The 26,742-nt window shown below is 40.3% G+C and carries 24 protein-coding genes; 16 read left to right on the plus strand and 8 right to left on the minus strand.

Translation table 11 applies throughout. From position 1 onward, the window contains the following. The first annotated feature begins 13 nt into the window (after positions 1–13). From PZB74_RS15820 to PZB74_RS15830, 3 genes are all read left to right on the plus strand, one after another. Positions 14–1,516 (plus strand): nicotinate phosphoribosyltransferase, encoded by a 1,503-nt coding sequence (locus tag PZB74_RS15820; protein ID WP_302237800.1) that lies wholly within the window; start codon positions 14–16, stop codon positions 1,514–1,516. Positions 1,517–1,686: 170 nt separating this feature from the next. Further along, a complete protein-coding gene (locus tag PZB74_RS15825; protein ID WP_302237801.1) occupies positions 1,687–2,574 on the plus strand; it encodes a Cbp1 family collagen-binding glycoprotein adhesin in 888 nt (295 codons plus the stop codon). Between the two features lie 82 nt (positions 2,575–2,656). Continuing rightward, the gene (locus tag PZB74_RS15830; RefSeq protein WP_302237802.1) at positions 2,657–2,848 is read left to right on the plus strand and encodes a hypothetical protein; all 192 of its coding nucleotides are present in this window, start codon (positions 2,657–2,659) and stop codon (positions 2,846–2,848) included. A gap of 50 nt (positions 2,849–2,898) precedes the next feature. Here the strand turns inward: PZB74_RS15830 and PZB74_RS15835 are convergent, their stop codons facing one another. Together PZB74_RS15835 and bcp are read right to left on the minus strand one after the other, a co-directional pair. Beyond that, positions 2,899–4,284 carry a vWA domain-containing protein gene (locus PZB74_RS15835; RefSeq protein WP_302237804.1) on the minus strand — a complete coding sequence of 462 codons (1,386 nt, stop codon included), beginning with the start codon at positions 4,282–4,284 and terminating at the stop codon, positions 2,899–2,901. A gap of 73 nt (positions 4,285–4,357) precedes the next feature. Beyond that, complete coding sequence (bcp, locus tag PZB74_RS15840; protein ID WP_302237805.1) at positions 4,358–4,807, minus strand: thioredoxin-dependent thiol peroxidase; 450 nt, start codon at positions 4,805–4,807, stop codon at positions 4,358–4,360. Positions 4,808–4,992: 185 nt separating this feature from the next. Here bcp and PZB74_RS15845 point away from each other — a divergent pair, with 185 nt between their 5' ends. From PZB74_RS15845 to PZB74_RS15870, 6 genes are all read left to right on the plus strand, one after another. Continuing rightward, the gene (locus tag PZB74_RS15845) at positions 4,993–5,625 is read left to right on the plus strand and encodes a NeuD/PglB/VioB family sugar acetyltransferase (RefSeq protein WP_302237806.1); all 633 of its coding nucleotides are present in this window, start codon (positions 4,993–4,995) and stop codon (positions 5,623–5,625) included. A 3-nt stretch (positions 5,626–5,628) separates the two neighbouring features. Then, complete coding sequence (locus tag PZB74_RS15850) at positions 5,629–6,501, plus strand: nucleoside phosphorylase (RefSeq protein ID WP_302237807.1); 873 nt, start codon at positions 5,629–5,631, stop codon at positions 6,499–6,501. Between the two features lie 114 nt (positions 6,502–6,615). Further along, positions 6,616–6,942, plus strand: coding sequence for a thioredoxin (trxA, locus tag PZB74_RS15855; protein ID WP_302237809.1), 327 nt, complete (start codon positions 6,616–6,618; stop codon positions 6,940–6,942). A 322-nt stretch (positions 6,943–7,264) separates the two neighbouring features. Continuing rightward, positions 7,265–9,385, plus strand: a complete 2,121-nt coding sequence (locus PZB74_RS15860) for a ferredoxin-like domain-containing protein (protein ID WP_302237812.1) — start codon at positions 7,265–7,267, stop codon at positions 9,383–9,385. After that, positions 9,378–10,172 carry a uroporphyrinogen-III C-methyltransferase gene (gene cobA, locus PZB74_RS15865; protein WP_302237814.1) on the plus strand — a complete coding sequence of 265 codons (795 nt, stop codon included), beginning with the start codon at positions 9,378–9,380 and terminating at the stop codon, positions 10,170–10,172. Before PZB74_RS15860 ends, cobA begins: the two co-directional genes overlap by 8 nt. A 155-nt stretch (positions 10,173–10,327) precedes the next feature. Next, positions 10,328–11,029, plus strand: coding sequence for a phosphoadenylyl-sulfate reductase (locus tag PZB74_RS15870; protein ID WP_302237817.1), 702 nt, complete (start codon positions 10,328–10,330; stop codon positions 11,027–11,029). 172 nt (positions 11,030–11,201) lie between these two features. Here the strand turns inward: PZB74_RS15870 and PZB74_RS15875 are convergent, their stop codons facing one another. Further along, positions 11,202–12,383, minus strand: a complete 1,182-nt coding sequence (locus PZB74_RS15875; protein ID WP_302237819.1) for a trans-sulfuration enzyme family protein — start codon at positions 12,381–12,383, stop codon at positions 11,202–11,204. A 10-nt stretch (positions 12,384–12,393) separates the two neighbouring features. Next, positions 12,394–12,810, minus strand: coding sequence for an OsmC family protein (locus PZB74_RS15880; RefSeq protein ID WP_302237822.1), 417 nt, complete (start codon positions 12,808–12,810; stop codon positions 12,394–12,396). An 88-nt stretch (positions 12,811–12,898) separates the two neighbouring features. On the opposite strand from PZB74_RS15880, the gene PZB74_RS15885 reads away from it, so the two are divergent. Next, the gene (locus tag PZB74_RS15885; protein WP_302237823.1) at positions 12,899–13,201 is read left to right on the plus strand and encodes a rhodanese-like domain-containing protein; all 303 of its coding nucleotides are present in this window, start codon (positions 12,899–12,901) and stop codon (positions 13,199–13,201) included. 1 nt (position 13,202) lies between these two features. Here the strand turns inward: PZB74_RS15885 and PZB74_RS15890 are convergent, their stop codons facing one another. Further along, positions 13,203–17,789, minus strand: coding sequence for a translocation/assembly module TamB domain-containing protein (locus PZB74_RS15890; protein ID WP_302237824.1), 4,587 nt, complete (start codon positions 17,787–17,789; stop codon positions 13,203–13,205). Positions 17,790–17,872: 83 nt separating this feature from the next. On the opposite strand from PZB74_RS15890, the gene tsaD reads away from it, so the two are divergent. Beyond that, positions 17,873–18,916, plus strand: a complete 1,044-nt coding sequence (gene tsaD, locus PZB74_RS15895) for a tRNA (adenosine(37)-N6)-threonylcarbamoyltransferase complex transferase subunit TsaD (protein ID WP_302237826.1) — start codon at positions 17,873–17,875, stop codon at positions 18,914–18,916. Between the two features lie 6 nt (positions 18,917–18,922). Here tsaD and PZB74_RS15900 read toward each other — a convergent pair whose 3' ends face one another. Next, positions 18,923–20,212, minus strand: coding sequence for a tellurite resistance TerB family protein (locus PZB74_RS15900; protein WP_302237828.1), 1,290 nt, complete (start codon positions 20,210–20,212; stop codon positions 18,923–18,925). Between the two features lie 214 nt (positions 20,213–20,426). Here PZB74_RS15900 and smpB point away from each other — a divergent pair, with 214 nt between their 5' ends. The 3 genes from smpB (at position 20,427) to PZB74_RS15915 (ending at position 22,457) form a co-directional block, all read left to right on the plus strand. Further along, entirely contained in the window at positions 20,427–20,897 is a 471-nt protein-coding gene (smpB, locus tag PZB74_RS15905; protein WP_302237830.1) for an SsrA-binding protein SmpB, read from the plus strand. Positions 20,898–20,973: 76 nt separating this feature from the next. Next, the gene (locus tag PZB74_RS15910; protein WP_302237832.1) at positions 20,974–21,477 is read left to right on the plus strand and encodes an HNH endonuclease; all 504 of its coding nucleotides are present in this window, start codon (positions 20,974–20,976) and stop codon (positions 21,475–21,477) included. A 125-nt stretch (positions 21,478–21,602) separates the two neighbouring features. After that, positions 21,603–22,457 (plus strand): hypothetical protein, encoded by an 855-nt coding sequence (locus PZB74_RS15915; protein WP_302237834.1) that lies wholly within the window; start codon positions 21,603–21,605, stop codon positions 22,455–22,457. Between the two features lie 72 nt (positions 22,458–22,529). Here the strand turns inward: PZB74_RS15915 and sucC are convergent, their stop codons facing one another. Next, positions 22,530–23,744: an ADP-forming succinate--CoA ligase subunit beta gene (gene sucC / locus PZB74_RS15920; RefSeq protein ID WP_302237836.1), complete on the minus strand. Its 1,215-nt coding sequence runs from the start codon at positions 23,742–23,744 to the stop codon at positions 22,530–22,532. Positions 23,745–23,914: 170 nt separating this feature from the next. On the opposite strand from sucC, the gene PZB74_RS15925 reads away from it, so the two are divergent. Further along, a complete protein-coding gene (locus PZB74_RS15925) occupies positions 23,915–24,574 on the plus strand; it encodes an ABC transporter ATP-binding protein (protein WP_302237838.1) in 660 nt (219 codons plus the stop codon). A 3-nt stretch (positions 24,575–24,577) separates the two neighbouring features. Here the strand turns inward: PZB74_RS15925 and PZB74_RS15930 are convergent, their stop codons facing one another. Continuing rightward, the gene (locus tag PZB74_RS15930; RefSeq protein WP_302237840.1) at positions 24,578–25,027 is read right to left on the minus strand and encodes a peroxiredoxin; all 450 of its coding nucleotides are present in this window, start codon (positions 25,025–25,027) and stop codon (positions 24,578–24,580) included. A 192-nt stretch (positions 25,028–25,219) separates the two neighbouring features. Between PZB74_RS15930 and PZB74_RS15935 the strand changes: the two genes are divergently transcribed. Further along, positions 25,220–26,632: a sigma-54-dependent transcriptional regulator gene (locus PZB74_RS15935; RefSeq protein WP_302237870.1), complete on the plus strand. Its 1,413-nt coding sequence runs from the start codon at positions 25,220–25,222 to the stop codon at positions 26,630–26,632. Positions 26,633–26,742: the final 110 nt, after the last annotated feature.

The raw sequence follows: 26,742 nt of genomic DNA on the forward strand, positions 1-26,742 counted from the left end.
GCTAACATCCAATATGAAAATCACTCAGGAACTTTATAGCAGCTCCTTAGCACTGTTTACTGATTTTTATCAGCTCACCATGGCTAATGGCTACTGGAAATCTGGTATCGCCGAAAAAGAAGCTGTCTTTAATCTTTTTTTTAGGAAAAACCCTTTTAGTGGCGGGTATACCATTAACTGTGGACTTGAGTATGTTATTGATTATATCAAGCACTTTAAGTTTACAGATGAAGATCTGGAGTACCTGGCTACCGTAAATAGCAAAAATGGGAGCCCACTCTTTAGCGATGAGTTTCTAAAGTATCTGGGTGACCTTAAACTGGAAGTAGACGTTGATGCCATACCGGAGGGTAAAGCAGTTTTTCCTCACGAACCTATCATTAGAGTAAAAGGGCCTATTTTGCAGTGCCAGCTACTAGAGTCTCCATTACTCAATATTATCAACTACCAAACACTTATCGCTACCAAAGCTGCGCGTATCTTTAATTCCGCAAAGGGTGATCCTGTGCTGGAGTTTGGTCTGCGCAGAGCACACGGTATTGATGGTGCTCTGGCTGCAAGTCGTGCTTCTTATATTGGGGGCTGTTCTTCTACCTCCAATGTATTAGCGGGCAAGCTCTTTGGTATACCGGTTAGCGGAACGCATGCTCATAGCTGGGTAATGGCATACGATGACGAGTTAACGGCTTTTAAAGCCTATGCTGATGCTATGCCTGATAATTGTGTGCTACTGGTAGACACCTATAATACTATTGAAGGGGTAAAACATGCTATTAAAGTAGGGGAGATACTTAAAGAAAAAGGCAAGAAGCTATCTGGGGTAAGGATTGATTCAGGTGACCTTGCTTACTTTAGTATACAGGCCAGAAAGATGCTGGACGAAGCCGGGTTTAATGATACCTATATAGTAGCCAGCAACGACCTGGACGAAAATATTATCGGAAGTTTGCGTACGCAGGATGCTAAAATTGGAGTTTGGGGCATAGGCACTAAACTAGTAACAGCTTACGATCAGCCAGCTTTAGGCGCGGTTTACAAACTTTCTGCTATCAAGAATGACAAAGATGAGTGGGATTATAAAGTGAAACTCTCTGAGCAGGCAATAAAGGTAAATAACCCTGGTATACAGCAGGTAAGACGATTCTACAGCAATAAGGAAGATGGTCAAAAAACACCTATGGCCGATATGCTGTACGATGTGAAGACTCAACTGGGTAAAAAACTCAAGATTATTGACCCTATGGATCTAACACGTCGGAAAATTATTAAAACGGATGGCCTGGCGTATGAAGAACTGCTAAAACCAATTTTTAAAAATGGTAAGCTGGTATATGAATCACCCGATATACATAATATCCGCCAGACTACAATTGATAGTTTGAATGAACTGCCTTCAGGTGTGCGCCGTCTGGTGAATCCGCACAGTTATCCAGTAGGACTAGAAGAGAAGCTATACACTTTAAAGACAGATCTGATTTTGCAACTCAGAAATCTTAATGACGAGGAAAACGAGTAATCGTCTTATTCACTTTAGCAGTAAAAAGTTATACTTTATCTACAATGTGTGGGCTAAGCTGTAGAACATGTCCACACTTTTATAATCAAGAATAGCGTATAAAGCTATTTTTGGCATTTGGCACATATTTTTTATAAAGTTTGGTGTTTAACATCAAACTTTTTTTGTCTATGAAAGCCCAATTAAAAAATCTAGCCGTCCTCGCCACCCTTAGTATTGCTCTGTTTTCTTGTGAGAATAAAGAAATGAAAGAGAAAATATCTCAGTTATCTCAGGAGAACTATCAATTAGAGCAAAAATTTGCCGCAAAAGATTCTTCACTATCTTCATTTATTGAATCGTTCGCGCAGATAGAAAGCAACCTACGTGAAATTCGTGAGCGTGAAATGAATATACAACTTACCCGAGAGAAGAGTTTATCTACAGAAGATTTAAAACGCAAAATTCAGGAAGATGTAGAAGAGATCAACCGATTATTAATAGAAAACAGAGAAAAGATAGGTTCGCTAAGTGCTCAATTAAAATACGCAGGACGTAAAAATGCTAAGTTAAATGCTTCTATGGAAGAGCTTAAAACTAATCTTAGCGCGAAGATTGAAAGTAAAGAGGCCGAAATTTCTACTCTAAGCATAGAGCTTAAGGATATGAAAATTCAGGTTGATGAACTGAATTCTAATCTGGCTAGTCTTTCTGAAGCAAACAAGCAGCAGGAAGAGACCATAAACGCTAAAGTAGATGAATTACATACTGCTTATTATGTAGCAGGAACCTATAAAGAGCTTAAAGAAGACCAGGTAATTAGTAAAGAAGGAGGTTTTCTGGGGCTAGGTAGGACAGAAGTACTCAAAGATGATTTTAACAAACAACGTTTTAATCAAATAGATATCAGAGAGATGCTTTCTATTCCAGTAGAAGCAGAAGAGGTAGAATTGGTAACTGTACATCCTACAGAGTCTTATCGCTTGGAAAAAAATGCGGAAGAAAAACTGAATTTAGTGGTTTCCGACCCTGAAAAGTTCTGGGAATCCTCAAAATACTTGGTAATGGTAGTTAAGTAAAGAATAACCAGCTGATTAAGTCGTCCTACACAGTGGGGCGGCTTTCTTTAATTTTTTTATGTATCACTAATTTTTTTGACTGATGAAGACGATTCTGATAACACCCAAAAATGTAGCAGAGCTCAACCTGATTATGGAAATTGTGGAGAGCATGAAGTTGAATAGCTGTACGCTTTCTCTGGACGAGAAAGAAGATATATTAACAGCACTAATGATGAGAGAAGCAGAGAAGAAAGAAAGTATGATGATAGCGGAAAAGCTACACATTACATAAACACATATTCTTTAAATAATATGAGTAAAGCCGGTTGATGCCGGCTTTTTTTATAATCCAAAAAACTTTACGCTTACAGTGGAGCCAGTAGCAATTGTAAACTCTTTGACTTCGGTGTACTTGCTACCAAAAGATCGTTCTGCTCGAAACACCATCTTATATTTTCCTGGCTGTAGGGCAAGTGTAAAGCGGGTTTTATCTTTCTCCAGATCGTATATCCATTCCTGAAAACCATTGTCGTGCACTTTGTATATGCTTCCGTAGCCTTGAGTTACAATGTTAGCATTAAGTACACCTGGCCCAGGAATTGCCAGTCGGGTAGTTTCACCCTGCTGTATTTTTACATCTTTAAGATAGGTCTTGGGTAGCGTAAGAACTTCTACATCATAGGTGCCCATCAGATACTTTTCTGCAGTAGAAACCTCCTGTACATTCAAAATTTCCTGCTTATTGTTCTGGCGTATCAGGGCTCTTACGCCTCCAGCATATTCGGTATGCCCTTTTTGACTTAACAACAAATTACCCTGAGGAGCCTGTATAGGCAGTACATTATGCTTGCCTCCTTCAAAAACTATATTTCTTTTTACTACCGGCGGAATAGTATTGACCACTACATCATAAGATAACACCGCATCCAAAACGACGGAGTCTGGACGCCCCTGGGCATCTCTGAAGTGTACAAAGTCATAAATGGGCGACTTTGTAAAGTTGTTATAAAAAGTAACATTAACATTAGTCTCGCTGGGCCTTTTCTGATGGTCTAATAGCTCTACGCTTACAGTAGTTGTCTCCAGCGACTGCTTTAGTACTTTATTAAGTACCTGACGGAAATCATTGACATTGCGGGCATCATAATACTGACCCACACAGGCAAATTCATCACGGTAATCTTTATCCATGCCCAGGCCAATGACGAAGGGTTTTAGAAAGATGTTTTTCTCCTGCAAAGCTAAAGATACCGCGCAAGGGTCCCCCCCGCAGGATTCTATTCCATCTGTAATGATAATGACTACATTTCTATATTCCGGGTCATTGGTAAAATCGTTAGCAGCCTGCTCCAGAGAGTAAGCTATTGGAGTAACACCAGAGGGCTGGATCTGCCTTAGTTTGGCCATAAGGCGGTCATGATTATTAGGTGCAAATGGCACTTCCAGCTTACTATCCTGGCAGTTTTTGTAGCGCAAATTGTATTGGTGCCCGTATACCCTAAGAGCTAGTTCTAGCTGTTTATCTACTTTAAGAGAGTCCACCAACTCTGCCAGCATATTCTTAGCTACGTCCATGCGAACACTATTGCCCCAATTGGCATACATACTGCCAGAGGCATCCAGTAAAAAAAGCATGCGTGTCTTTTCTGGAGGTCTTTGTATCTGAACCTGGCCCTGGCTGCTAAGTACAGTTAAAACTAATGCTAATAGTAGATAAAATCTTTTCACATCTAAAGGGTTAATCTAATTCAGCAAGCATAAAACATGCTATAGCTAAAAATAACGGACACCAAATACATCTTTATTTTAGTATCTGAGCAGTATGCTCTTTCGTTTTTACCTTCTCTATGATATCTTCAATTTTACCGTCTTCATTTATAATAAAGGTGGTACGGGCTGTGCCCATATACTTTCTTCCGTACATAGATTTTTCTTTCCATACACCATAAGCCTGGTTGATCTGTGTATCTTCGTCGGCAATAAGTGTAAAAGGGAGTTCCTGCTTTTCTGCAAATTTCTGATGAGATTTTACACCATCTTTGCTAACTCCAATCACTTCGTAACCTTTATCCTGTAGCTCAGTATAATTGTCTCTGAGGTTACAGGCCTGTGCAGTACAACCAGAAGTATTATCTTTAGGATAAAAATACAAAACTACTTTTTTGCCCCTGAAGTCAGAAAGCTTTACAGTTTCGTCATTTTGATTTTTTGCTTCAAAATCAGGAGCCTGATCGCCTATTTGTAATGACATTTCGTTATTGGGTTATAATTAAAAATTAGAGTTTGCAATTTATAAAGAATAGCTAAAAGAACAGGGGCAGGACGGATTGAAACATAGGTTTGTCACAGATTGTTTTTTTTACAAATTTTGAAGATATAAATCTTATACGCTTTTCATCTGTTGAAGAGCTTAGACCATTCATTAAAATAAAATTCATGGATAATCCGGTAATTATATTTGGAGCAGGAGGTTTGGGTAAAGCCGCCCTTGAAATTTTTCAGCAAAACGAAGTTGTTATTTACTGCTTTCTGGATGATGACGATCGCAAACATGGACAGGAAATAGGAGAGGTCAGTATTATGGGAAACACTGATGATCATGGCTATACTAAGTTTATTGGTAAAAAGTGTGATGCATTTGTAGCCCTTGAAGAAAGAGAGCTTCGCAAAGGAGTATTTAAAATGCTCAACGAACGCAGAAAAGTGATGCCTGTAAATGCAGTACACCCAAAGGCTAGCATTTCTGGAAACGCATATATTTCTTACGGTCTGTTTGCCAATGCCGGGGTAACTGTGGGGAGCTTTGCCAAAGTAGGTATTGGCTGTATGCTACATAGCAATGTTACTATTGATTTTGAGGCTGAATTGGGCAATCATGTAGAAGTAGGAGCAGGTAGTATCATCCACTCAGGTGCTAAAATAGCTGATGATGTTTTTATTGGGGCAGGCGCCACCATCGCCGGGCCTTTAGAAGTAGGCAAAGGGGCTCGTATCGGGGCTGGCTCTGTAGTGGTAGAAAATGTAAAAGCTGGCGCAACTGTGTTTGGCAATCCAGCAAAAGAAATATAGGTTTTGAAAGAGCAAACTCCTTCTTCCGAGATCATCCTTAATCCTGACGGAAGCATCTATCATTTAGGGCTCAGGCCCGAGCATCTGCCCGATATCATCCTTACTGTAGGTGACCCGGAACGAGTGCCACAGGTGAGTCAATACTTTGATGGGCTAAAGCTAAAAGTTAACAGACGCGAATTTGTAAGCCATATTGGTACCCTGGCTGGTAAACCGATCATGGTCATTAGCAGTGGTATGGGTACAGATAATGTAGAAATATTGCTTACTGAGCTGGATATTTTAGCCAACTACAATTTGAAGAGCTTGCAACCTAAGCCCTTGCTGCGTACCCTTAATATTATCAGGTTGGGTACTTCTGGTACTTTACACGAAGACATTCCTTTGGATAGCTTGTTAGTAAGCAGATATGCTTTTGGTATAGATACGCTTATGCAGTTTTACGATTACCCACGCCCGGATGATTGGCTTATCTATGGAAAAGCACTGGGCGAACACCTTGCATTGTCTTTTGAGCCTTATTGCGCAGAAGCAGCGCCTACTCTGTTAGAGCCTTTTGTCAATGAGATGCTCGTTGGCCATACACTTACCTGCCCAGGCTTTTATGCCCCCCAGGGGCGTAGTCTCCGTTTACCTATTCGTCCGCCTCATTTGCATGAGCGATTGCGAGACTTTAGTTTTAATGGAAAAAGAATCACCAATTTTGAGATGGAAACTGCGGGTTACTATGCATTAGGTCATGCTCTTGGTCATAACATGTTGAGTACTAATGCAATAGTGGCTAATAGGGCTACGCAAAAATTTTCTGTGCAGGCATCTAAAACCATAGACCGATTGATACGTACAGTATTGAGTAAAATCTCTGGTTTGGATTAAATAGGCTTAGCTTCTAATTTTGCAATTTGTCGGCTAGCTTACATATCCAAATGGAGCTTTCATCGTAAAAATAATATACACAAATAATTTAGAAACATTTTAATAATAATTGATATGAGCAAACCTGTTGAAATTACCGATTCTAACTTTGACGAAATCATCCAATCCGGAGATAAGCCAGTACTTGTTGACTTCTGGGCAGAGTGGTGCGGACCTTGTAAAATGATTGCTCCGGTAGTTAGCGAATTGGCTGAAGACTATGATGGCAAAGCAGTGATCGGTAAAGTTGATGTTGATGCTAACCCAAGTGTATCTGCAAAGTATGGTATCCGTAGTATCCCAACTTTGTTGGTATTTAAAAATGGAGAGATTGTAGATAAGCAAGTAGGAGCGGTAAATAAAGGTGTACTAGCACAAAAGCTTGATGCTCAGCTTGCCTAATTCTATTTAGATTTTCTGTATAGTAATTTGATTGTTAAAAATTCTGTTGTAATATTGAATTACAAGCAAAGAATTTATACTTTTATTGTATGATTAGTAGTCTTTCCAAAACAAACAGTAAACTAGTGGCAGCACAGCGTCGTGCATGCTGGTTCTGGTGTTGTATGTTGTCTTTCAACATGGAAGGCTCACTGTATACATATCACTTTACTGATAAAGAAAAACCGTAGATTTTATCTATTGGTTATAAGATAGTATAGAGGCCTTCCTGAATCATCGGGGAGGCTTTTTTTATTTACAACCTCTTTCAAAAAACAAATCCATGCAAAGTTTCCGAACAGAAATTGAGAATCCAGTCGTTGAGAAAGACATCATAGAGCTGGAAAAGAAGATAAGGTTATTCCGGGAGGGAAATATTGACGAGGATCGCTTTCGTAGTCTGCGTCTGGCCAGAGGTGTATACGGCCAGAGACAGCAAGGCGTGCAGATGGTTCGGATCAAAATTCCTTACGGTAAGCTTACGGTACCGCAGATTCGTCGTATTGCTGATATTGCAGATGAATATGCGAATGGCAACCTTCACCTGACTACCCGTCAGGATATTCAGCTACACTATGTGAGCCTGGACCGTACTCCAGAGTTATGGGCAGAGCTGGAGAAAGATACGCTTACACTTCGTGAAGCCTGCGGAAATACGGTCAGAAATATCACTGCATCGGCTATGGCAGGCATAGACCCTAACGAGCCATTTGATGTTTCTCCTTATGCTCAGGCGATGTTTGAGTACTTTTTACGTAATCCAATCTGTCAGGAAATGGGTCGTAAATTTAAGATCGCACTTTCTTCCAGTGAGCAGGATTCTGCATTTACTTTTATTCATGATATTGGCTTAATCCCTAAGGTGAAAGAAGTAGACGGAAAAGTAATCAGAGGTTTTAAAGTGCTAATAGGTGGCGGCTTAGGAGCTCAGCCTCAAATGGCAGAAGTAGCTTCAGAATTTATGGAAGAAGATCAGGTAATTCCTTTTACTGAGTCTGTACTTCGTGTATTTGACCGTCACGGCGAAAGAAACAAAAGAGGTAGAGCTCGTATGAAATTTCTGATGAAAAGCATAGGAGCTGAAGAATTAATTAAACTAGCGAACGAAGAGCGTAAAAGCCTTAAGTCAAAATCTTTTGTGGTTGATAGGGACTTAGTGCCAGAGCAGGTTCTTCCTACACACTCAGGTTTTGGTGAGGCAAAGCTGGCAGATGAAAGCAAATATGCTCTCTGGAAAGCTACCAATGTGTTTGAACAAAAGCAGAAAGGTTATTACGGAGTACATATTAAACTTCCTCTAGGCAATATCCTTTCTGATAAGGCAAGAAAATTTGCGGCTATTGTAGAAAAATATGCTGCTGACGATATACGTATCACAGTCAACCAGGGCTTCTTGCTAAAATTCCTTACCGAAGATGCCTTGCCCCACCTGTTTAACGCGTTAAATGAAATTGAGCTGGCAGAACCAGGTTTTGACAGTACAGCTGATGTAACCGCCTGCCCGGGAACAGATACCTGTAATTTAGGCATTTCAAATAGTACTGGTGCTTCTAACCGTATTGAGCAGCTGATTCGTGAAGAGTATCCTGAATTGATTAAAAATAATGATATAAAGATCAAGATCAGTGGGTGCCCCAATTCCTGCGGTCAGCATGGTATTGCCAGTATTGGTTTTCATGGTAGCTCAATGAAGGACAAACAGAAAAAGGTGCTTCCTGCCCTACAGGTGTTATTAGGAGGTGGTGTAGATGGCAACGGGGCCGGTCGTATAGCCGAAAAGGTGATTAAAGTGCCCAGCAAACGTGTTGACGAAACTATGCGTCTGCTTCTGGAAGACTATGAGGAAAACGCTAAAGAGGGTGAGTATTATGCTGACTATTACAATCGTCAGGGTAAAATGTACTTTTATTACCTTCTAAAGCCTCTTACCGAGCTGGAAAATCTTGCCGCTGAAGACTACAAAGACTGGAAGCATGCCGAAGAGACTTTTAAAGTTGTAGCTGGGGTGGGAGAGTGCGCAGGTGTTGTCATAGACCTGATACAAACACTAATTGTAGAAGCTGAGGAAAAACTGGAAAGCGCACTGGCAAACTACGAAGCAGAAAGCTACGCAGATGCTATTTATAATGCTTACAGTTCTTTTGTAATTAGCGCTAAGAGCTTACTTCTGGCAGATGATATCAATCCAAATACTCAGATGAATATCATCAAGGAGTTTGATAAGCAATACGTAGAAACGGGTAAAGTTAAACTTGACTCCAGCTTTGAAGACCTGGTACTACAGATGAAAGATTTTGAGCCGGAAGCTTCTTTTGCCCAGAGCTATCTGGAAGCTGCTCAGTCTTTTCTTACATTAATCAAAAAGCTTCGCGAAAATCAGTTAAACGATAAAGTACATGCCTAAAGCTGAAACCACAAAGCCACGTTTGTCATTGGTAGGTGCCGGTCCCGGCGACCCGGAACTCATTACTCTAAAAGGGGTACGCTGTCTGGAGTCTGCCGATGTAGTCCTTTATGACGCACTTGCCAACGACAAACTTCTGGATTATGCACCTGCACATGTGCCCCGAATAGATGTGGGCAAACGTGCAGGTAGACATAAAGTAGCGCAAGAAGACATCAATAAGCTTATTGTGAGTTGTGCTCGCCAGTATGGGCATGTGGTAAGGCTCAAAGGTGGAGATCCTTATATATTTGGTCGCGGCCATGAGGAACAGCTGTATGCAGAGCAGGCTGGGGTAGAGGTAAACCTGGTGCCAGGGATTAGTAGTGTAAATGCGGTACCTGCGCTAAATGCGATACCGCTTACCCGAAGAGGCCTGAGCGAAAGCTTCTGGGTAATAACCGGAACTACCCGTAAAGGCACTGTTTCCAAAGATATAGAACTGGCGGCTCAGTCTTCTGCAACAGTTGTAATTCTGATGGGAATGTCTAAGATACATGAGATACAGCAAACCTTTGAAGGGTTTGGCAAGCAGGAGACTCCGGTAGCTATTATTCAGAATGGGTCTTTACCCAACGAGAAAGTAGGTGTGGCTAATGTAAAAAATATGGCTAAAATGGTAGAAGAGGAAGGTTTGGAAGCACCTGCTGTTATTGTGATTGGAGAGGTGGCTGCATTGCATCCTACTTATATTAGTCAGGCTGTTAATGCTGAGCTTTCTATTAAGAATGCATGCCCTGAAGGCTGATTCCCAAAAATTATACAATTTATTAAAATGCAGTCGAAGGAGATAAACCTTCTTGGTCTGCTATTGCTAACAACCATCACTTTTCTATCATACCCTAAACACAAAGTATCATATTGGAGATGGAGAGATTGGCTGAAACTATAAAGATAAATGCTATGGAATGCTGGCAACAGGAGAGTTTTGATATTAAAAGCCAGGCAGATATTGATCGCTTAAATGCGATATTTAAAGCTTTAAGTCCTGAAGAAAGGATTAAAGCTCTTTATGCTAATAATGATCTCAGACAAAAGAACATTATCCTGACCTCATCTTTTGGTACTACAGCAGTATATCTACTGCATCTGTACTACAAAATGAACATCAGGCAGGAAGTATATTTTCTGGATACTACATTCCACTTTGATGAGACCATAGTATATAAGAACAAACTAAAACAGATGTTTGACCTTGAGGTAAAAGAGCTTCATCCGGAAGACTGGAAAAATGCCTTTACCCGTGAAAATAAACTTTGGAAAAGCGATCCGGATTTGTGCTGTTCTGTAAACAAGGTAGAGCCTATGCTTCAAATAAAGCAAGAAGCAGATATCTGGGTTTCTGGCCTCATGGGCTGGCAAAATGAACACCGCAAAAATCTGGATATTTTTCAGGTGCAGGATGGTACGCTTAAGTTCTATCCAATCATTGATGTGAAAGAAGAGGATGTGAAAGATTACCTTATTAAATGGGCTTTGCCAGTACATCCATTGAAGCCTTTAGGCTACGAGTCAATAGGTTGTAAGCATTGTACTTTTAAGGGGCGAGGAAGAGCTGGCCGCTGGTCAGGACAAGCTAAAACAGAGTGCGGACTACATCAGTAACCACTGATAGAAAATTTTTCCTAAGTATTTCTATTAATTAACCAATAAAAGTATTATTATAATATAACGGTGTTCATACCTGTTAATATGCATTTGATTCCCGTGAGTATATAAAAAAAGCAAGAAGGATATATTCCATCTTGCTTTTTTAGTTTTAGCCTAAGCTAAGAGATTAAGATGACTTTTCTATCGCCTGCATTAAGTCAGATTTAATATCTTCTACATGCTCCAGTCCTACAGAAAGGCGAATTAGCCCTGGCGTAATACCCACAACGGCCCTCTCTTCATCTGATAATTTGGAGTGAGTCGTAGAAGCAGGATGTGTACAAATGGTTCTGGTATCACCAAGGTTAGCGGTAAACGAGAGCATCTCTAAAGCATTTAAAAACTTCCTTCCTCTATCAATACCACCTTTAAGCTCAAATGTAAGTATGCCACCACCCAGCCGCATCTGTTTTTTGGCTAGTTCATGTTGAGGGTGAGAAGGCAAGAAGGGATACTTTACACTTTCTACCTCGCTTAGTTTTTCCAGCCAGCTAGCAAGCTCTAAAGCATTAGAGCAGTGTTTTTCCATACGTACAGCTAGTGTCTCCAAACTTTTAGAAAGAATCCACCCATTGAAGGGCGACATAGCCGGTCCTGTATGGCGGGCCATGAATTTAACTTCTTTTATCAGTTCTTGCCTGCCTAATACTGCTCCTCCAACTGTTCTACCTTGCCCGTCAATAAATTTGGTAACTGAATGAGTTACAATATCCGCACCCCACGAAATAGGGTTTTGTATATAAGGCGTTGCAAAGCAATTATCTACATTGAGCAGAAGCTGATGCTTTTTTGCCAGTTGGCCCAACCACTCCAGGTCTAGTAGGTCTAGTCCGGGATTAGAAGGCGTTTCCACAAAGATCATTTTGGTATTAGGCTGAATATGCTGCTCCCACTGCTCAGGCTGATGAATATCCACGTAAGTATGTGTAATACCCCAGCGAGGTAGTAGCTGTGTCAGTATCTGATGGGTAGATCCAAAAAGTGAACGGGAAGCTAATATATGATCGCCAGTTTTAACAAAAGAGGCAATGCTAATAAACATAGCTGCCATACCAGAGGCGGTAGCAATACCTGCTTCTGCTCCTTCCAGTGCGCAGAGTTTGTTTATAAACTCATCATTATTAGGGTTAGAGAAGCGTGTGTAAATATTTCCCTGAATCTCATCGGCAAACATGGCACGAGCCTGCTCAGCATCTTCAAAAACGAAGCTGGAAGTGGCATAAATAGGTACACTATGTTCTCTGTGTTGAGATCTGTCGGTCTGAGTTCTTATGGCTGAGGTCTCAAAATGACGCTTTTTATCTGCCATGATATTTGAGTTAGGATTTTACCTGAAAACTAGAAGTGATTTCGGCAGTCTTTTCTAAAATTTTGGCTACAGAACAATACTTATCCAGGGATAAGTCTACCGCTCTTTTTACCTTATTTTCATCAAGGTCACCGTAAAGAGTATATTCCACATGAATGGTTTTAAATAAAGAGGGGACTTCTCCCTCGTAGCGAGTGGCGCTTACGTTTACCTCTATGTCTTTAACCTTCTGTCTCTGTTTTTTTAGTATATCTAATATATCTATAGTGCTACAACCACCAAGTCCGGAAAGTAGCAACTGCATAGGGCGCATGCCTTTATTCTCTCCCCCTACATCCGGGCTTGAGTCCATATGTATGCTGACATTGTCTTCGTTTGTCGCTTCCATATGAAAAGCATCATTAAGCCTTTTGATTTTTATCTGCATTCCAACAAAAATTTAACTTACTTTGAAGGTGTTCGTAAATTGTAAATAGGCAAATTAGTCTTAAACTAAGCAATAACAAAATTCAGCTATGAAAGAAATCACTGTCCAAGAATTAAAAAAAATGCAGGATAGCAATGAGGGTTTTCAGTTCATTGATGTGCGTGAACCTTATGAATACGAAGAAGCTAACCTGGGCGCTGAACTCATTCCACTGGGCGATGTACCTGATAGTGTGGACAAGTTTAAGCGTGATCAGAAGGTAGTAGTACATTGCCGTAGTGGTAAGCGTAGTGCTAACGCAATCAAGTATCTGGAAGAAAAACACCAGTACGATAATTTATATAACCTAAAGGGAGGAATTCTTGCTTATCAGCAGGAGATAGATGAGTAATTTATCTTTTAGGGTATATTTTTCTCAAACTATCCGAACGCGAAATTGGAGCATTGCCAGCAGGTTCTAATCGGGTACTATCCTGAACCTGCTGGTTTTCTAATTTATCCTCGTCCAGCGCCTTTCTTCTGGCTTCAGAAAATAACTCTTTTACCTTATTAAAGCTTTCTATGTGCATCAGGCTGATACCCTGAGTGGTATTGTAAGCTGTGCCCAAATTGTTGAGCAGGCTGTTGAAGTTGTTTCGATTATACACTTTTACCCTGTACTTTCCATTTTGGGTCAGAAGGTATTCTAAGGTAACATCTCCAATGACACTGGCAGCATCAGCTTCGTTATTTACATTGGTAAAGCCTCCATCGCGAGTAACTCTCAGGCGTCCGTCAAAAAAGGTATAAGAAAGTCTTAGCTGAAAGGTATTGAAACGGTCTTCGTCAAATGTGCCCAAATCTACGTCTATTTCCAGGTTTTCGTCAACCTGGCTTAGCCAGTAACTAAACTGATTGGAAAGCAACTCACTAACACTACTGCTTACCAAATTGCCACCGCCACCATCAAAAGAGCCCAGTTCAGAAAAGCGCCTCAGTACGATAAGGCTAAATACCTGTCGTTTTAGCTCCTCTCTTCCATAAAGGGCACTATTTTTAAGCGTTTCTACCGCTGCTTGCAGATATATGTTGTTTTCCGGATAATCTTTAACGTCTATATCAAAGCCAATATCCGGAGCCATAAGATTACCCGTAAGGTTCATCTTTACAATTGCATCATACTTTCGACGTATTTCGTCCAGCTTCTTAATCTCTTCGTCGTTAATAAGTGGAGAAAGAGAAGCCAATTGCCGATAAGTTGCGTCGATATCCAGTATACCACCATATGGGTCTCCTAACCAGGAAATGGTACTGCCCGGTTCAATCTGAAATTCTTTGTTAATGATGTTGTAAAGCGTAAAATTATAGCCACCCTCCAGAAAAGTAATATCACCAAACATACTAAAGTCTCCAGCCGAAGAAAGGAGCATCTGCAATTGCCCATTGCCGCGCCCACGAATTATATCACCGGTTTTTATGTCAAATATCAGCTCTCCGTAAGCGTCAGGCGTAATATCAATCTCCAGATCAAGGTTTAGTCCTGTGGCCGTAACCTTATTGGTTGTATCTGCATTGGCCTGACTTTCTTCTCGGCTGATAAAAGTGATAAAGTCAGATTGTTGAGCATCTTCAATACTCTCAATGGGGATGAAAATCTTGGTGCCTTTCTGAGTGCTCACCCGGGCTGTAATATTCATGTTTTCCAGAGCTCCCAACAGGTTTACTTTTCCGGTAGCATATCCTTTACCATAAAAAAGGTCGTTGTCGCGAAAGCCGGTATTGAGCACCTGTACATTATTTAGGTCACCATTCAGGTCAATGACGTAATTGGTAAACCCGTCGTGGAAAATACCGCCATTAAATACTGCTTTATTATTACGATGGTCAAAAAGAGCGAGGTCTTTTACTCCTATAGTGTTTTCATCAAAGAAGATATCGCCATCAAAACTATAGCTTGTATTGAGATAGTTTATTTTAATACTACCATTCTGAATAATGCCCTGCCCCATAAGAATAGGGTAATCCGGCGTGCCAGATATATTGAAGTCACCATCAGCAGTACCCTTAAAATCAGAGAAGTAATCATCAAAATAGGGCTCCAGAATGTTAATGTTCGCATTCTGAAAATGAGCTTTCAGGTCTAGCTTATTATTTTCTAGCTGTGGTTTGTAGCCTCCGTTTACAGAGATAATCCGCTCTCCATCACGGTTAACCATAAGGTTGAGCTTTAGCTTCTTTTCCACATTATCCCAGTCGGCCAGGCTTATAATTTTACCTACCTGAAAGTTGTTGATACTAAAATCATCTATTGAAAACTCACTGTCTAGCATGAGCTGCTGGGTGCTGTCTTCCGTATCTCTGAAAACATTCTGTATATCCAGAAAACCATTAATTTCTCCCTGATAGTTGCGCTTTAGCAAAGGGTTAAGGTTGGCTACCTGAAACTTATTAACGCTTAGTGTCAAAGTTTTTTCCGGATCTTGAGAAAGTGAGCCAAACAATGAAATCTCCTGCACGCTATCGGCGCTGCTGCCGCTACGGTTGTAAAGCGAAAAACGATCAAATAAAAACTCCTGATCAGTAACTACCAGCTTATTACTATCTGAAAAATACCATGCGTTTTCCAGTACCTGCAAGTCGGAGGGCTCAAAGTGTACTACTGTAGTGTCGTACAGAAAGTGTACTTCGCCATTTAGTTTAGCATGATTTGAGGTGTTTTCCTGCTTGATACTCTGCTGGAAGGCAATGTGATCATCGTCCCAGATGGCTTCAAAAATAAAATCTTGAGTACTTATGTCCAGCTCATCTTTATCAATCTCCTGACGGTTTGACTCCAGATAGACCATTGCCAGTACCTCTGAGCTATCCCGTATCTTAGAAGTAGTAATATCAATCTGGTTCTCCAGCATCAGGCTGTTATCATACCAGATAGAGTCAATTTTGGAATGTAAAGAAATAATGTTGGTGTAACCACCCGTAAATTTTCCGTCTAGTTGAGTATGATTGGATATGCTGATTTTAGGATCAAAGAGCTGTATTAGAGGGTTAACATCCTCCATTGAGAAACTATAATAAAGTTCATAGCGCTCGTCCTTATAGTCTTCTACATTCTTTACTTTTTTGTCTTTGTAAAAAGCTTGCAGGCGCTCGGCATCATTATAAAAGATCAGTTTGTACTCCTGTATCAGTTCCTTTATATCTTTTCCCAGTACAGAAAAATCATAATTACCACTTAGGCTAGCGTCCAGTTTGTCAGAATACAGTCTGAAAGTTCGCTCCTGATCTCCCTTAGCAGAAATAAATGAGAGGGTATCAATCAATACGTTTCTATCCTGATAGGAAACAAATAGCTGACTGAAAGAAGCATTACCTACCAGGTCATCCACTTTAAAACCTTTGGTATTGGTAGAAAGCTTGGTACTAAAGAACAGTTCTTCATCGCTTAGATTAAGCGGTTTGAGAAAAGCTGTATCCAGTTGAGCATCCAAAATAATATTCTCTCGGCTTCCTCGGAGGTCTACTGTACCGTTAAGGGCAAACTTAAGATTGGGATCTTTAATTTTAAGTTTACCTTCAAAAAGTGATTTGGCAAAACGGGCATTGGTATTGATATTTTTGTAGCGATAGCGATTTACATCCAGATACTTAAAGCGTGCATCCAGCTTGAAATTAGCATCGTCCACACTCAGGCCTTCACCATTAATCGTTCCTTTGAATGTGGTTTGGTTCAGCAGGCCCGGCTCCGGACTGAAAACGCCAAGCTTAAAATCATTCAGGGCCAGGCTACCTGAGTAGATAGGTGTTTTATCTACTTTAAGGTTAATATCAGAAACAATGCCTCCCAGGTCAGTTTCAGCTTCCCCATTAGCTACAAAATCGTTAGGAAACCCTAAAAAATCACCCCTGAAACTGACATCTCCAAACTTTCGGACATTTTCAAACGCTTCCTGATTATTGATGTACTGCTTCAGGTCTCGTGTATCTATCAGGGCATCTTTCAGGCTCAGATCTATAAAAGTTTCTTTGATGTTTGGCAAGCCATCAAAACTCACTTCTCCTGCCAGATGGCTACGTGCGCCATAGTCCAGTATAAAGTTCTTTACAGAAAAATTACTCACCTGACCATCAAACTCTCCGCTAACGGTATAAAACTCCTCAAAACGACCCATAAAAGGGGTAAATAAAGCTAAATCGCCAGAGTATACTTCTGTTTGTTTCAGACTGGCATTGATTGTAATGCTATCATTAAAATAGCTGAGATCTTCTTTGTTATCGTAGTGAAAGACTACAGAATCGCGAATAGTACTGCTACCGGCATAGAGGTCAAAATTCTGGAAGGTCATAGACTGATTGGTATACCGATAGAAGCCAATAAAGTCGTGCACCTTAAACTGATGTACTGGTTCTATACACTGTAAATGGTTGACCATTAGCTCCAGTGTGTCGGATACTACTCTAAAGTCTTCAACGTCTCCCTGTATTTCCTGTAACTCAAAATGATTGTAATCAAATGCATCAGTGATGGGCGATTTTGCCAGATCAGAATAACTGAACTTCATTTGTCGCAAATGCACATCGGAAATAGTAAATACTGGAGGTTCGGTAGACTGTTTGCTTCCTCTCTTTTTAAAGATACTGCGGACATTCTCAATAAAACGAGTCATGTTGAGTGTACTGTCCTTTTCACTTTTGATAAGGTTCACCTGGCCTCCTTGTAAATGGGCCTCACTAAGGTAGATATTACGACCGTCTATAAGCGTGCGAATGTCAAAGTCAATAGCAATCTCATCTACAAAGATCATCGGAATATCATCATCATCAACCACTAGTACTTCGTCCAGCACTATGGTGTCAAACCACTTGATATTAACCTTATCAATTTCGGTACGGAATCCGGTCTTTTCTGTAATCTCCTTGGTAAGCCTGTTAACGATTCTGGTCTGTACATAGGGGATCTGGATGGTGATGACCAGCAAAGACAATAAAACGAACAAGCTCACGGCTATCCACAGAAGAGTCTTGATGACTTTTCGTTGAGTTGTACTTCTATTTGTTGTTTCTTTGCTCAAATTTTCCCTTAACTATGAATTATTCCAGACATACATTCAAAGAACCTGCAACAGTTAATATATTGGCAGTAGAGTCATCATGTGATGATACTTCTGCTGCTGTAATACAAAACGGAAAGATATTAAGCAACATTGTAGCATCTCAATCAGTTCATGAAAAATATGGGGGAGTAGTTCCCGAATTAGCCTCACGCGCCCATCAACAAAATATTGTGCCGGTAATTCATCAAGCTCTATCCGAGGCAAATATAGCAAAAAGTATGCTTACTGCTGTCGCATTTACCCGTGGACCCGGTCTTTTAGGTTCACTTTTAGTTGGGGCATCATTTATTAAGTCAATGGCTTATGCTCTGGATTTGCCACTGCTGGGTGTAGACCACATGCAGGCACATATACTTGCCCACTTTATTGATGACCCTCAGCCTCAATTTCCCTTTATCTGCCTTACCGTTAGCGGTGGGCATACACAGATTGTAAAGGTAAACAGTCATTTGGATATGGAGGTACTGGGAGAAACACAGGACGATGCAGTAGGAGAGGCTTTTGATAAATGTGCCAAGCTGATGGGACTACCGTACCCCGGAGGCCCTTACATAGACCAATTAGCGCAGGCAGGCAATTCTGAGCGCTTTAGCTTTCCGGCTACCCGTATGCCTGATTTGCATTATTCATTTAGCGGTATTAAAACTGCTTTTCTCAATTTTCTGAAGAAAAACGAAAGAATGTCACCAGATTTTATAGAAGAGAATAAAGCTGATATAGCAGCCAGTTTACAGTCTACGCTTATTCAAATGCTTCTGGAAAAACTTAGGATGGCGGCACAGGAGACAGGTATCAAAGAGATTGCCATTGCCGGAGGTGTTTCTGCCAACAAAGGATTACGGAATGCCCTAAAAGAAGAGGCCGAAAAATATGACTGGAATGTATACCTTCCAAAAATGGAATACTGCACTGATAATGCTGCCATGATTGCCATGACAGCCTATTATCAGTATCAAGCAGGCAAATTTCTGGATCTTAGGGCAGACCCTGACGCCCGTCTTCATTTTATGGGTTAAGCGCTTCTACTCTTTTACCAGCTCTATTGGCAGGGCTTTCATCAAATTTACGTAAGTTAGATAAGATTTGGGTAGCGCAATTGACCTAAATGCAGGAAGAGACTTTACAATATCATATAAACCTTTTCTAATTACATTTCGGTCGTCGGTAGTTGGCTTCTCGTTTAGGGTTTTACGTATCAGTTGCAGTAGTTCTGGCTGCTGCTGTAGTTCTTTTTCAAAAGCTGAAGCTTGAGCGCGAATGGCATGTGATATCTGGCCGAGCAAGTGCTCACCTAACTGGCTAATTTCTTCCTGTCCTTTCATTCTGGCCTGTTGCCAGTATTCTACTATAAAACTTTCCACTGCAATTAAACTGCTTGAGTAGGTAATATCGCTGAGCTTAAGTTGCTTTTGAAGCTCTCTCAAAAATGTCTCTTCCTCTTCATTTATAACTCTGTCACTGGAAACTGTCAGAATAGCCAGTTCAAAAAGATGTTGCTTAAAAATAGTAGACTTTACGGAACCAAAATCAATGTAATTGATGGTGATTCCTTTATCTAGCAGCAGACGAGCTTCTTCCAGTGTACTTTCATCAAAATGAGCAGATTCCAGGTATTGGTTAATAAGTTCTTTTTCTTCCTGTTCCAGATTTTTGTTGGCATACGCAGCAGCCAGTATTGTTTTAAAAAGCAGCAGGCGATCCTGCTTATGTTTTTCGGTAAGTTGCAGAGCAGCTTTTTCATCTCTAAAAGCCTGTATCCACTGCCCAAAGTATAAAACATCTAAAAAGAGTAAACTACTTTTAAAAAAATGCCCCCAAAAACGTTCCGTTTCATTATTATCGTCAGTTCTTAGATCTATTACTTCTTCTGAGAGCGCCAGCCCCCTCTTCTCACGGCGAAAAAATCTGGAGGAGCCATTCGCAAACAGACCCGGGTATACAGATCGGTAAAATTTTCCGATATAAATAGCGGCTTCTAATAAGGCATCAGCTACATCTACCTGCCCGTTAATCTGGCTGTACCGCGGAGAGGTAAGGCCACTATTCAGAAAACTTTCAGTGAGGATAATACGGAGCTTATCCTGAATGTTCATTTTTTCTGTACGCAGGGCACGCAAAAAAGCTTTGTATCTGATAGGTACTTCTGCCGGATAACCGTACAAAAAGCCAGTAGGTTGTAGAAGCTCGTATAAAATATGTTCTGGTTCGCTGTTTTTCTCTTTGTCTACCAGGCGATCGTATTCCTTCTTGAGAGAATAGTTGTTTCTTAAGTACAGATAATGCTTAAGCCAGCCTTTTTTGCTAAAATCCATAACATTTTTTTGTGCAATATATGTTATTCTATAAGTATAAAAGACTTCTATTCTGAGGCGTATCTGTAGTAGATGTAAGTCGTACTTAAGATTGTACGAAAAATTAAACTATCACAAAATAAAGATATACCTTCGTTAGATTGTTTGAAACTAAACAATTTCAAATTTATTTTAAGGAAGTTATTGCTATATTAAAAGATTGATAAGAAAGCGCATGGCAAAAAACGAAAAGCAGAGATTTTCTAACAACATAAATATTAACAACCGTAAGGCTCGTCACGAGTATCAGTTTCTGGAAAAATATATAGCTGGTATTCAACTTACTGGTACCGAAATAAAGTCAATTCGAGAAGGAAAAGTGAATTTACAGGAAGGTTACTGTTATATGAAAAAGGGAGAAATGTTCGTTAAACAGATGCATATATCTCCTTATAAACAGGGAACCCATTATAATCATGAGGCGGATCGTGAGCGTAAGTTATTGCTCACAAAAAAAGAATTAGACAAAATAGAATCTAAGACTAACGAAAAAGGACTCACACTTGTACCTATTCGTCTCTTTATCAATGACCGTGGTCTGGCTAAGCTGGAAATTGCTTTAGCTAAGGGTAAAAAGTTGTATGATAAAAGAGAAGATATTAAAAAGAAAGATGTGAAGCGTGAACTGGACAGAATGCGCATGTAACATGTGAACATATAGGTAAAGGTTGTTTCGAGAATAGTTAAAGATTATTTATAAAAATTAATCAAAACTAAGATCAATGAATCGTACTGTTTTACTCCTGAATCAGGACTACAGCCCCTTAGCCATTTGCTCTATGGAACGAGCCTTTATCCTTGTATTTTTAGACAAAGCAGAACTGCTTTCAGAAGTAGAAGAAGACCGTCTACACACTGTAGATAAATCTTTTCCGATGCCTGCGGTCATTCGCCTTTACCAATATGTACATATTCCGTATCGTGGCGTAGTACTTACTCGCCAGAACATATTCAGAAGAGACAGGTTTAGCTGCCAGTATTGTGGTACGAATAAAAACCTGACACTTGACCATGTAGTGCCTCGCTCCAAAGGTGGTAAAACCAGCTGGAGCAATTTAGTAACTGCCTGCCGTCGTTGTAATACCAACAAAGGAGACCAGTCCCCAGAAGCTGCCGGTCTTAAACTTCAGAAGAAGCCTCATAAACCTACTTATTTAATGTTTCTGAGAGATTATTCTGGGGCTGTACGAAAAGAGTGGCAGCCTTTTTTAAATTATGCTTCCTAGTACAGTACTTTGTACCCCCAATAGAATAACACATTAATAGATTTCGGTATTATTTTTGGTGATATTTTTATTTAAAATATAACTATGTTATGGTTATGTTTTGTTGAAACTAAAAATAATATCATATGAAGCAAACTTTCAGAAGATTTGGTATTGCCAGCCGTGCCGGAGTAATGGCTGTTGTCATTGCATTGCCGCTTTTTTCTTGCGAAGATGAGACACTCTCAGAAAACGAAGAGCAGCAGTCTGAGCAAATTATTAATGATGAAGCTTTGGCAGATGACCTTTTTGAAGATATGGATGCTATCAGTATGGAAGCAGCCAGCTATTCTGAAAATGGGCGTACTCTCTCTGGTAGCCTGGCGGATCTTAGCTGTTTAAGCCGGTCCGTAAACCAGTCCTTAAGCTCAGGAAAATATACGAAAGAGGTAACGCTTGATTTTAGCGATGATTGCAGTGATGCTCAGGGCAGAAATCGTAGTGGCAAGTTGGTAGTTAACCATGTCATTGATGCTTCTACTTATACTCTGAGTACTAAGTTTGATGGATTTATCATCAACGGAAATAAACTGGATGGAACGCGTACTTTAGTGTATTCTCAAAATGATAAGGGAGTGCTTTCCGCTACAATTACTCTCGTAGATGGTAAAATTACCCTGGCAGATGGGAGCGTAATCACTCGTGAAGGTAGCTTTACTAAAGAAATTGACGCGCAAAATGGAAAAGTGGTGCTGAGTGGAAAAGCTGAAGGTACAAACCGAAATGGGGTGGGCTATGTAGCTCAAATTACCACACCACTTGTTTTTAAGACCAGTTGTTTGATGGAAGGTAACTTTATGGCGGTAAGTGGTAATAAAGAAATCACCCGCGTAGACCGAAAAACACTTGCACTAGACTATGGAGATGGTAGCTGTGATAATACTGTTAGGCTGAATATTGACGGAGTGGAGAGTACCATTGATATTACTATTAATAAATAATAACACAGTACAATATTTAAAAAAGAAAACCCTCTGACTTCAGAGGGTTTTTGTGTTTAAGCAGGCTAAAAATTAGCTCAATACTTCTTTTACTTTATCAGCGGCATCTTTAAGCAGAATTGCTGATTTTACTTTTAGCCCGGATTCTTCAATGATTTTTGCACCTTCTTCTGCATTAGTGCCTTGCAGACGAACAATGATAGGTACATCAATGTCACCGATATTTTTGTAAGCCTCTACCACACCATTGGCTACACGATCGCAACGTACGATACCACCAAAGATATTGATTAGGATAGCTTTTACATTTGGATCTTTAAGGATGATTCTAAAACCAGCTTCAACGGTCTGGGCGTTAGCTCCACCTCCTACATCCAGGAAGTTTGCGGGCTCACCACCAGATAGTTTAATGATGTCCATTGTAGCCATTGCCAGTCCGGCACCATTTACCATACAGCCTACGTTTCCGTCCAGCTTAATGTAGTTCAGTCCAGATTTGCTAGCTTCTACTTCCAGCTCATCTTCTTCAGAAATATCTCTTAGCTCGGCAAGCTCAGACTGGCGGTAAAGAGCATTATCGTCCAGGTTAACTTTCGCATCTACTGCCAGAATTTTATCGTCCGAAGTTTTAAGCACAGGGTTAATCTCAAACATAGAGGCATCCATTCCCATATACGCTTTGTAAAGCGCATTGATGAATTTCACCATTTCTTTAAGGGCTTTGCCTTCCAGACCCAGTGCAAATGCTACTTTTCTTGCCTGAAAAGGCTGTAGACCAATTGCGGGATCAATCCATTCTTTAATGATGGCACTTGGGTTATGTTCAGCAACTTCTTCAATCTCTACTCCACCTTCGGTAGACGCAATTATAACGTTGCTACCTGTAGCGCGGTCTAGGGTGATGCTAAGGTAATATTCTTTAATGTTTGGGTCGTCAGGAGAAGGGTAGTATACATCCTGAGCAATAAGAACTTTGTTTACCTTTTTACCGGCAGCACCGGTTTGTATGGTTTCCAGGGTTCCACCCAGAATATTTTTAACTTTTTCTTCAACACTGTCCAGTTTACTAACCACCACACCTTTGGAGCCGGTTTCTTTAACTGATCCTTTACCACGCCCTCCAGCGTGAATCTGTGCCTTTACGACAAAAAAGTTAGTTCCAGTCTCTTCCTGTAGGCGTTTGGCGGCGTCTTTGGTTTGCTCTAGTTTATCTATAACAATACCTTCCTGAACCTGTACACCATACTGCTTGAGAATGTTTTTGGCTTGATATTCGTGTATATTCATGCTTGGAAATTTTTCACGAATCTATCAAATTTTAGTTTTATACTCAAAATAAAATGCCCCCTCTGAAATAATGCCTACATAAAAGCTGTTTTTAGCTGTAATGCGCAGAAAAAAGATTAATTTCCGCTTTTAATTTTGATTAGAGTGAAAGCATAGAAAAATACCACAGCATGCTCAGGGCAGAAAATATCGTCAAGACATACGGAAAGTTAAGAGTATTAAAAGCTATAGACCTGGAAATAGAACAGGGCAAAATTGTTTCTATCGTAGGGGCCTCCGGAGCTGGTAAAAGTACGCTACTGCATATACTTGGTACGCTAGACAAGCCAGATGAAGGAAAAGTCTGGTTAGGCGATCAGGAACTTTCCAGGCTAAGAGGCAACGATCTGGCACTGTACCGCAACCAGAATATTGGTTTTATTTTTCAGTTTCACAATCTGATGCCAGAATTTACCGCTCTGGAAAATGTTTGTATTCCGGCTTATCTGGCCAATAAGAAAAGCGATAAAGAAATTGTACAGCGAGGTAGAGAATTGCTTGAGATGTTAGGCCTTACAGATCGTATGGATCACAAGCCTTCTGAGATGTCTGGTGGAGAACAGCAGCGAACAGCAGTTGCACGTGCCCTTATGAACAATCCAGCAGTGGTATTTGCCGATGAGCCTAGTGGTAATCTGGATTCTCATACAGCCGAAGAGTTGCACAATTTGTTTTTTAGACTCAGAGACGAATTCGGCCAGACTTTCGTCATTGTTACGCACAATGAAGAGCTTGCCAACATGGCAGATGAAAAGTTTGAAATCAAGGACGGCGTAATCTTCACCGGCTAAGCCCTAGCTTTTTACCTCTTTTACCATTTGCTGTATATGTTTACTGGCGCCCAGCATGTTTTCATATACTGCAGCCACATTATGGTCTTTATCTAGCAGATAAGTAATGCGGCGAGTAATACCGAGCAATGGTACGCTGGCTTTATATTTTTTGGTTACAGTTTCCTCCGAATCGGATAAGAGCTCAAAGGGCAAGTGCAACTTGTTCTTAAAACGCTCATGCGTTTTGATATCATCTCTGCTAATCCCGATGATATCTATATCCAGATTATCAAAATATGAAAAATGATCTCTAAACTCACATGCCTCTTTGGTACAACCCTGGGTAAAGTCTTTAGGGTAGAAGTAGAGGACACATGCCTTATCCTTTAAATCTTTATTTAGCTGAAAAGAATGCCCGTTTGTAGAGGGCAAAATAAAGTCAGGAGCTTTGCTGCCAATTACTAGTGCCATGTTAATTATAAATATTTGAATAACTAATATAAACTCGCAATGTAGTTTATACTTTTAAAAAATCAATTTAATCTATGTAAATCACCACTTTATGCCTAAATGGAACAAAATTACCCAAATATATTGTATATCATTTTTCATAGATATATTAAGGTGTAAATTTGGAGCGTTAAAATACATAAAGTTCGACTTATGGACACAAAGGGAAAGTCAATATTAGTAGTAGAAGATGAAGAGAATTTAAGGGGGTTACTTTCTAAAATATTAAGTCTTGAAGATTTCAAAATATTTGAAGCCGGAGATGTTACAACAGCTAAAAATATTTTGCTTACCGAAACCATTTACCTGGTAGTAACCGACGTAATGCTGCCGGACATCAATGGTATAGAGTTTACCAAATACATTAAAAAAGAATATCCATTGACAGAGGTAGTCGTACTTACTGCTTTTGGAAATGTGAAGGATGGAGTAAAGGCGATGAAAATAGGGGCATTTGATTATCTCACTAAAGGTGATGGTGATGATATGCTACCGTTAATCGCCAAGAAAGCAGTAGAAAAATCTATGCTGCAAAGGCAGGTGCAGGAGGTGGATTTCAAGACTGATTCACGTTCCAGCTTTAATAAAATAATTGGTAAGTCCCGGCCAGTAAAGAAAATGATAGAACTGGCCAAAAAAGTGGCAGTTACAGATACTACCGTGTTGCTGCTAGGTGAAACAGGTACCGGTAAAGAGCTCCTGGCAGAAGCTATACACCATGCCAGCCGACGCAGAAAAGGGCCGTTTGTTACCATAAACTGTGCGGCTATACCTAAAGACCTACAGGAGTCTGAGTTATTTGGACATAAGAAAGGATCATTTACAGGAGCAGCACAGGACAAAAAAGGATATTTTGAAGTAGCCGATCGTGGGACCATATTCCTGGATGAGTTAGGCGAGATGAGCCCAGAGCTACAGGCCAAGCTGCTTCGTGCGTTGGAAAACCGTACTTTTAACAGAGTAGGTGATACTACACCTATTCCGGTAGACATTAGAATTATAGCTGCAACCAACCGCGATCTTTTAGATGAGGACAACAGTGAGTTTCGTAGAGACCTCTACTATCGCCTAAGCACTTTTGCGATTGACTTGCCCCCACTGAGAGAGCGCCCCTCGGATATTGAATTGATTGCCTTCCATTTCCTTAAAAGTCAGGCAGAGCGCGTAGGGGGAGAGATTATGAAGATTGACCCTGAGTTTGTATACCATCTAAAAAAGTACGACTGGCCCGGCAATATTCGTGAACTTAAGAACGTAATTGAGCGAGCAGTAATACTTTCTGATGGCAGAGAGCTAACTGCTGATACTTTGCCTAATGAAGTGCTGGCTGCCAGAAAAGTAAAAGAAGAAGTAGCAGAAAGTGTATCCTATGCCAACGAAACGAGCAGCTATAGTATGCCATCTTCAGAACCTGTATCTGATAATGTTGACCTGAAAACGATTGAGCAGGAGCATATTCTCAAGGTGTTAACAATGGTAAATGGCAATAAATCTGAAGCTGCCAAGCGTCTGGATATTGGCTTAGCCACTCTATATCGCAAGCTTAAAGAGTACAACGTAGGATAAAGCTTTGTCATAATGAGATTTTTTTTCATTATGACATGCTTTGTGTCCTTAATGGTCTATATTTTCTCTTAATCTTCTTATTCGTCTAATTATTGTGAGATCTTCTGTGA

This window comes from Porifericola rhodea (genome assembly GCF_030506305.1).
GTDB lineage: Bacteria > Bacteroidota > Bacteroidia > Cytophagales > Cyclobacteriaceae > Catalinimonas > Catalinimonas rhodea.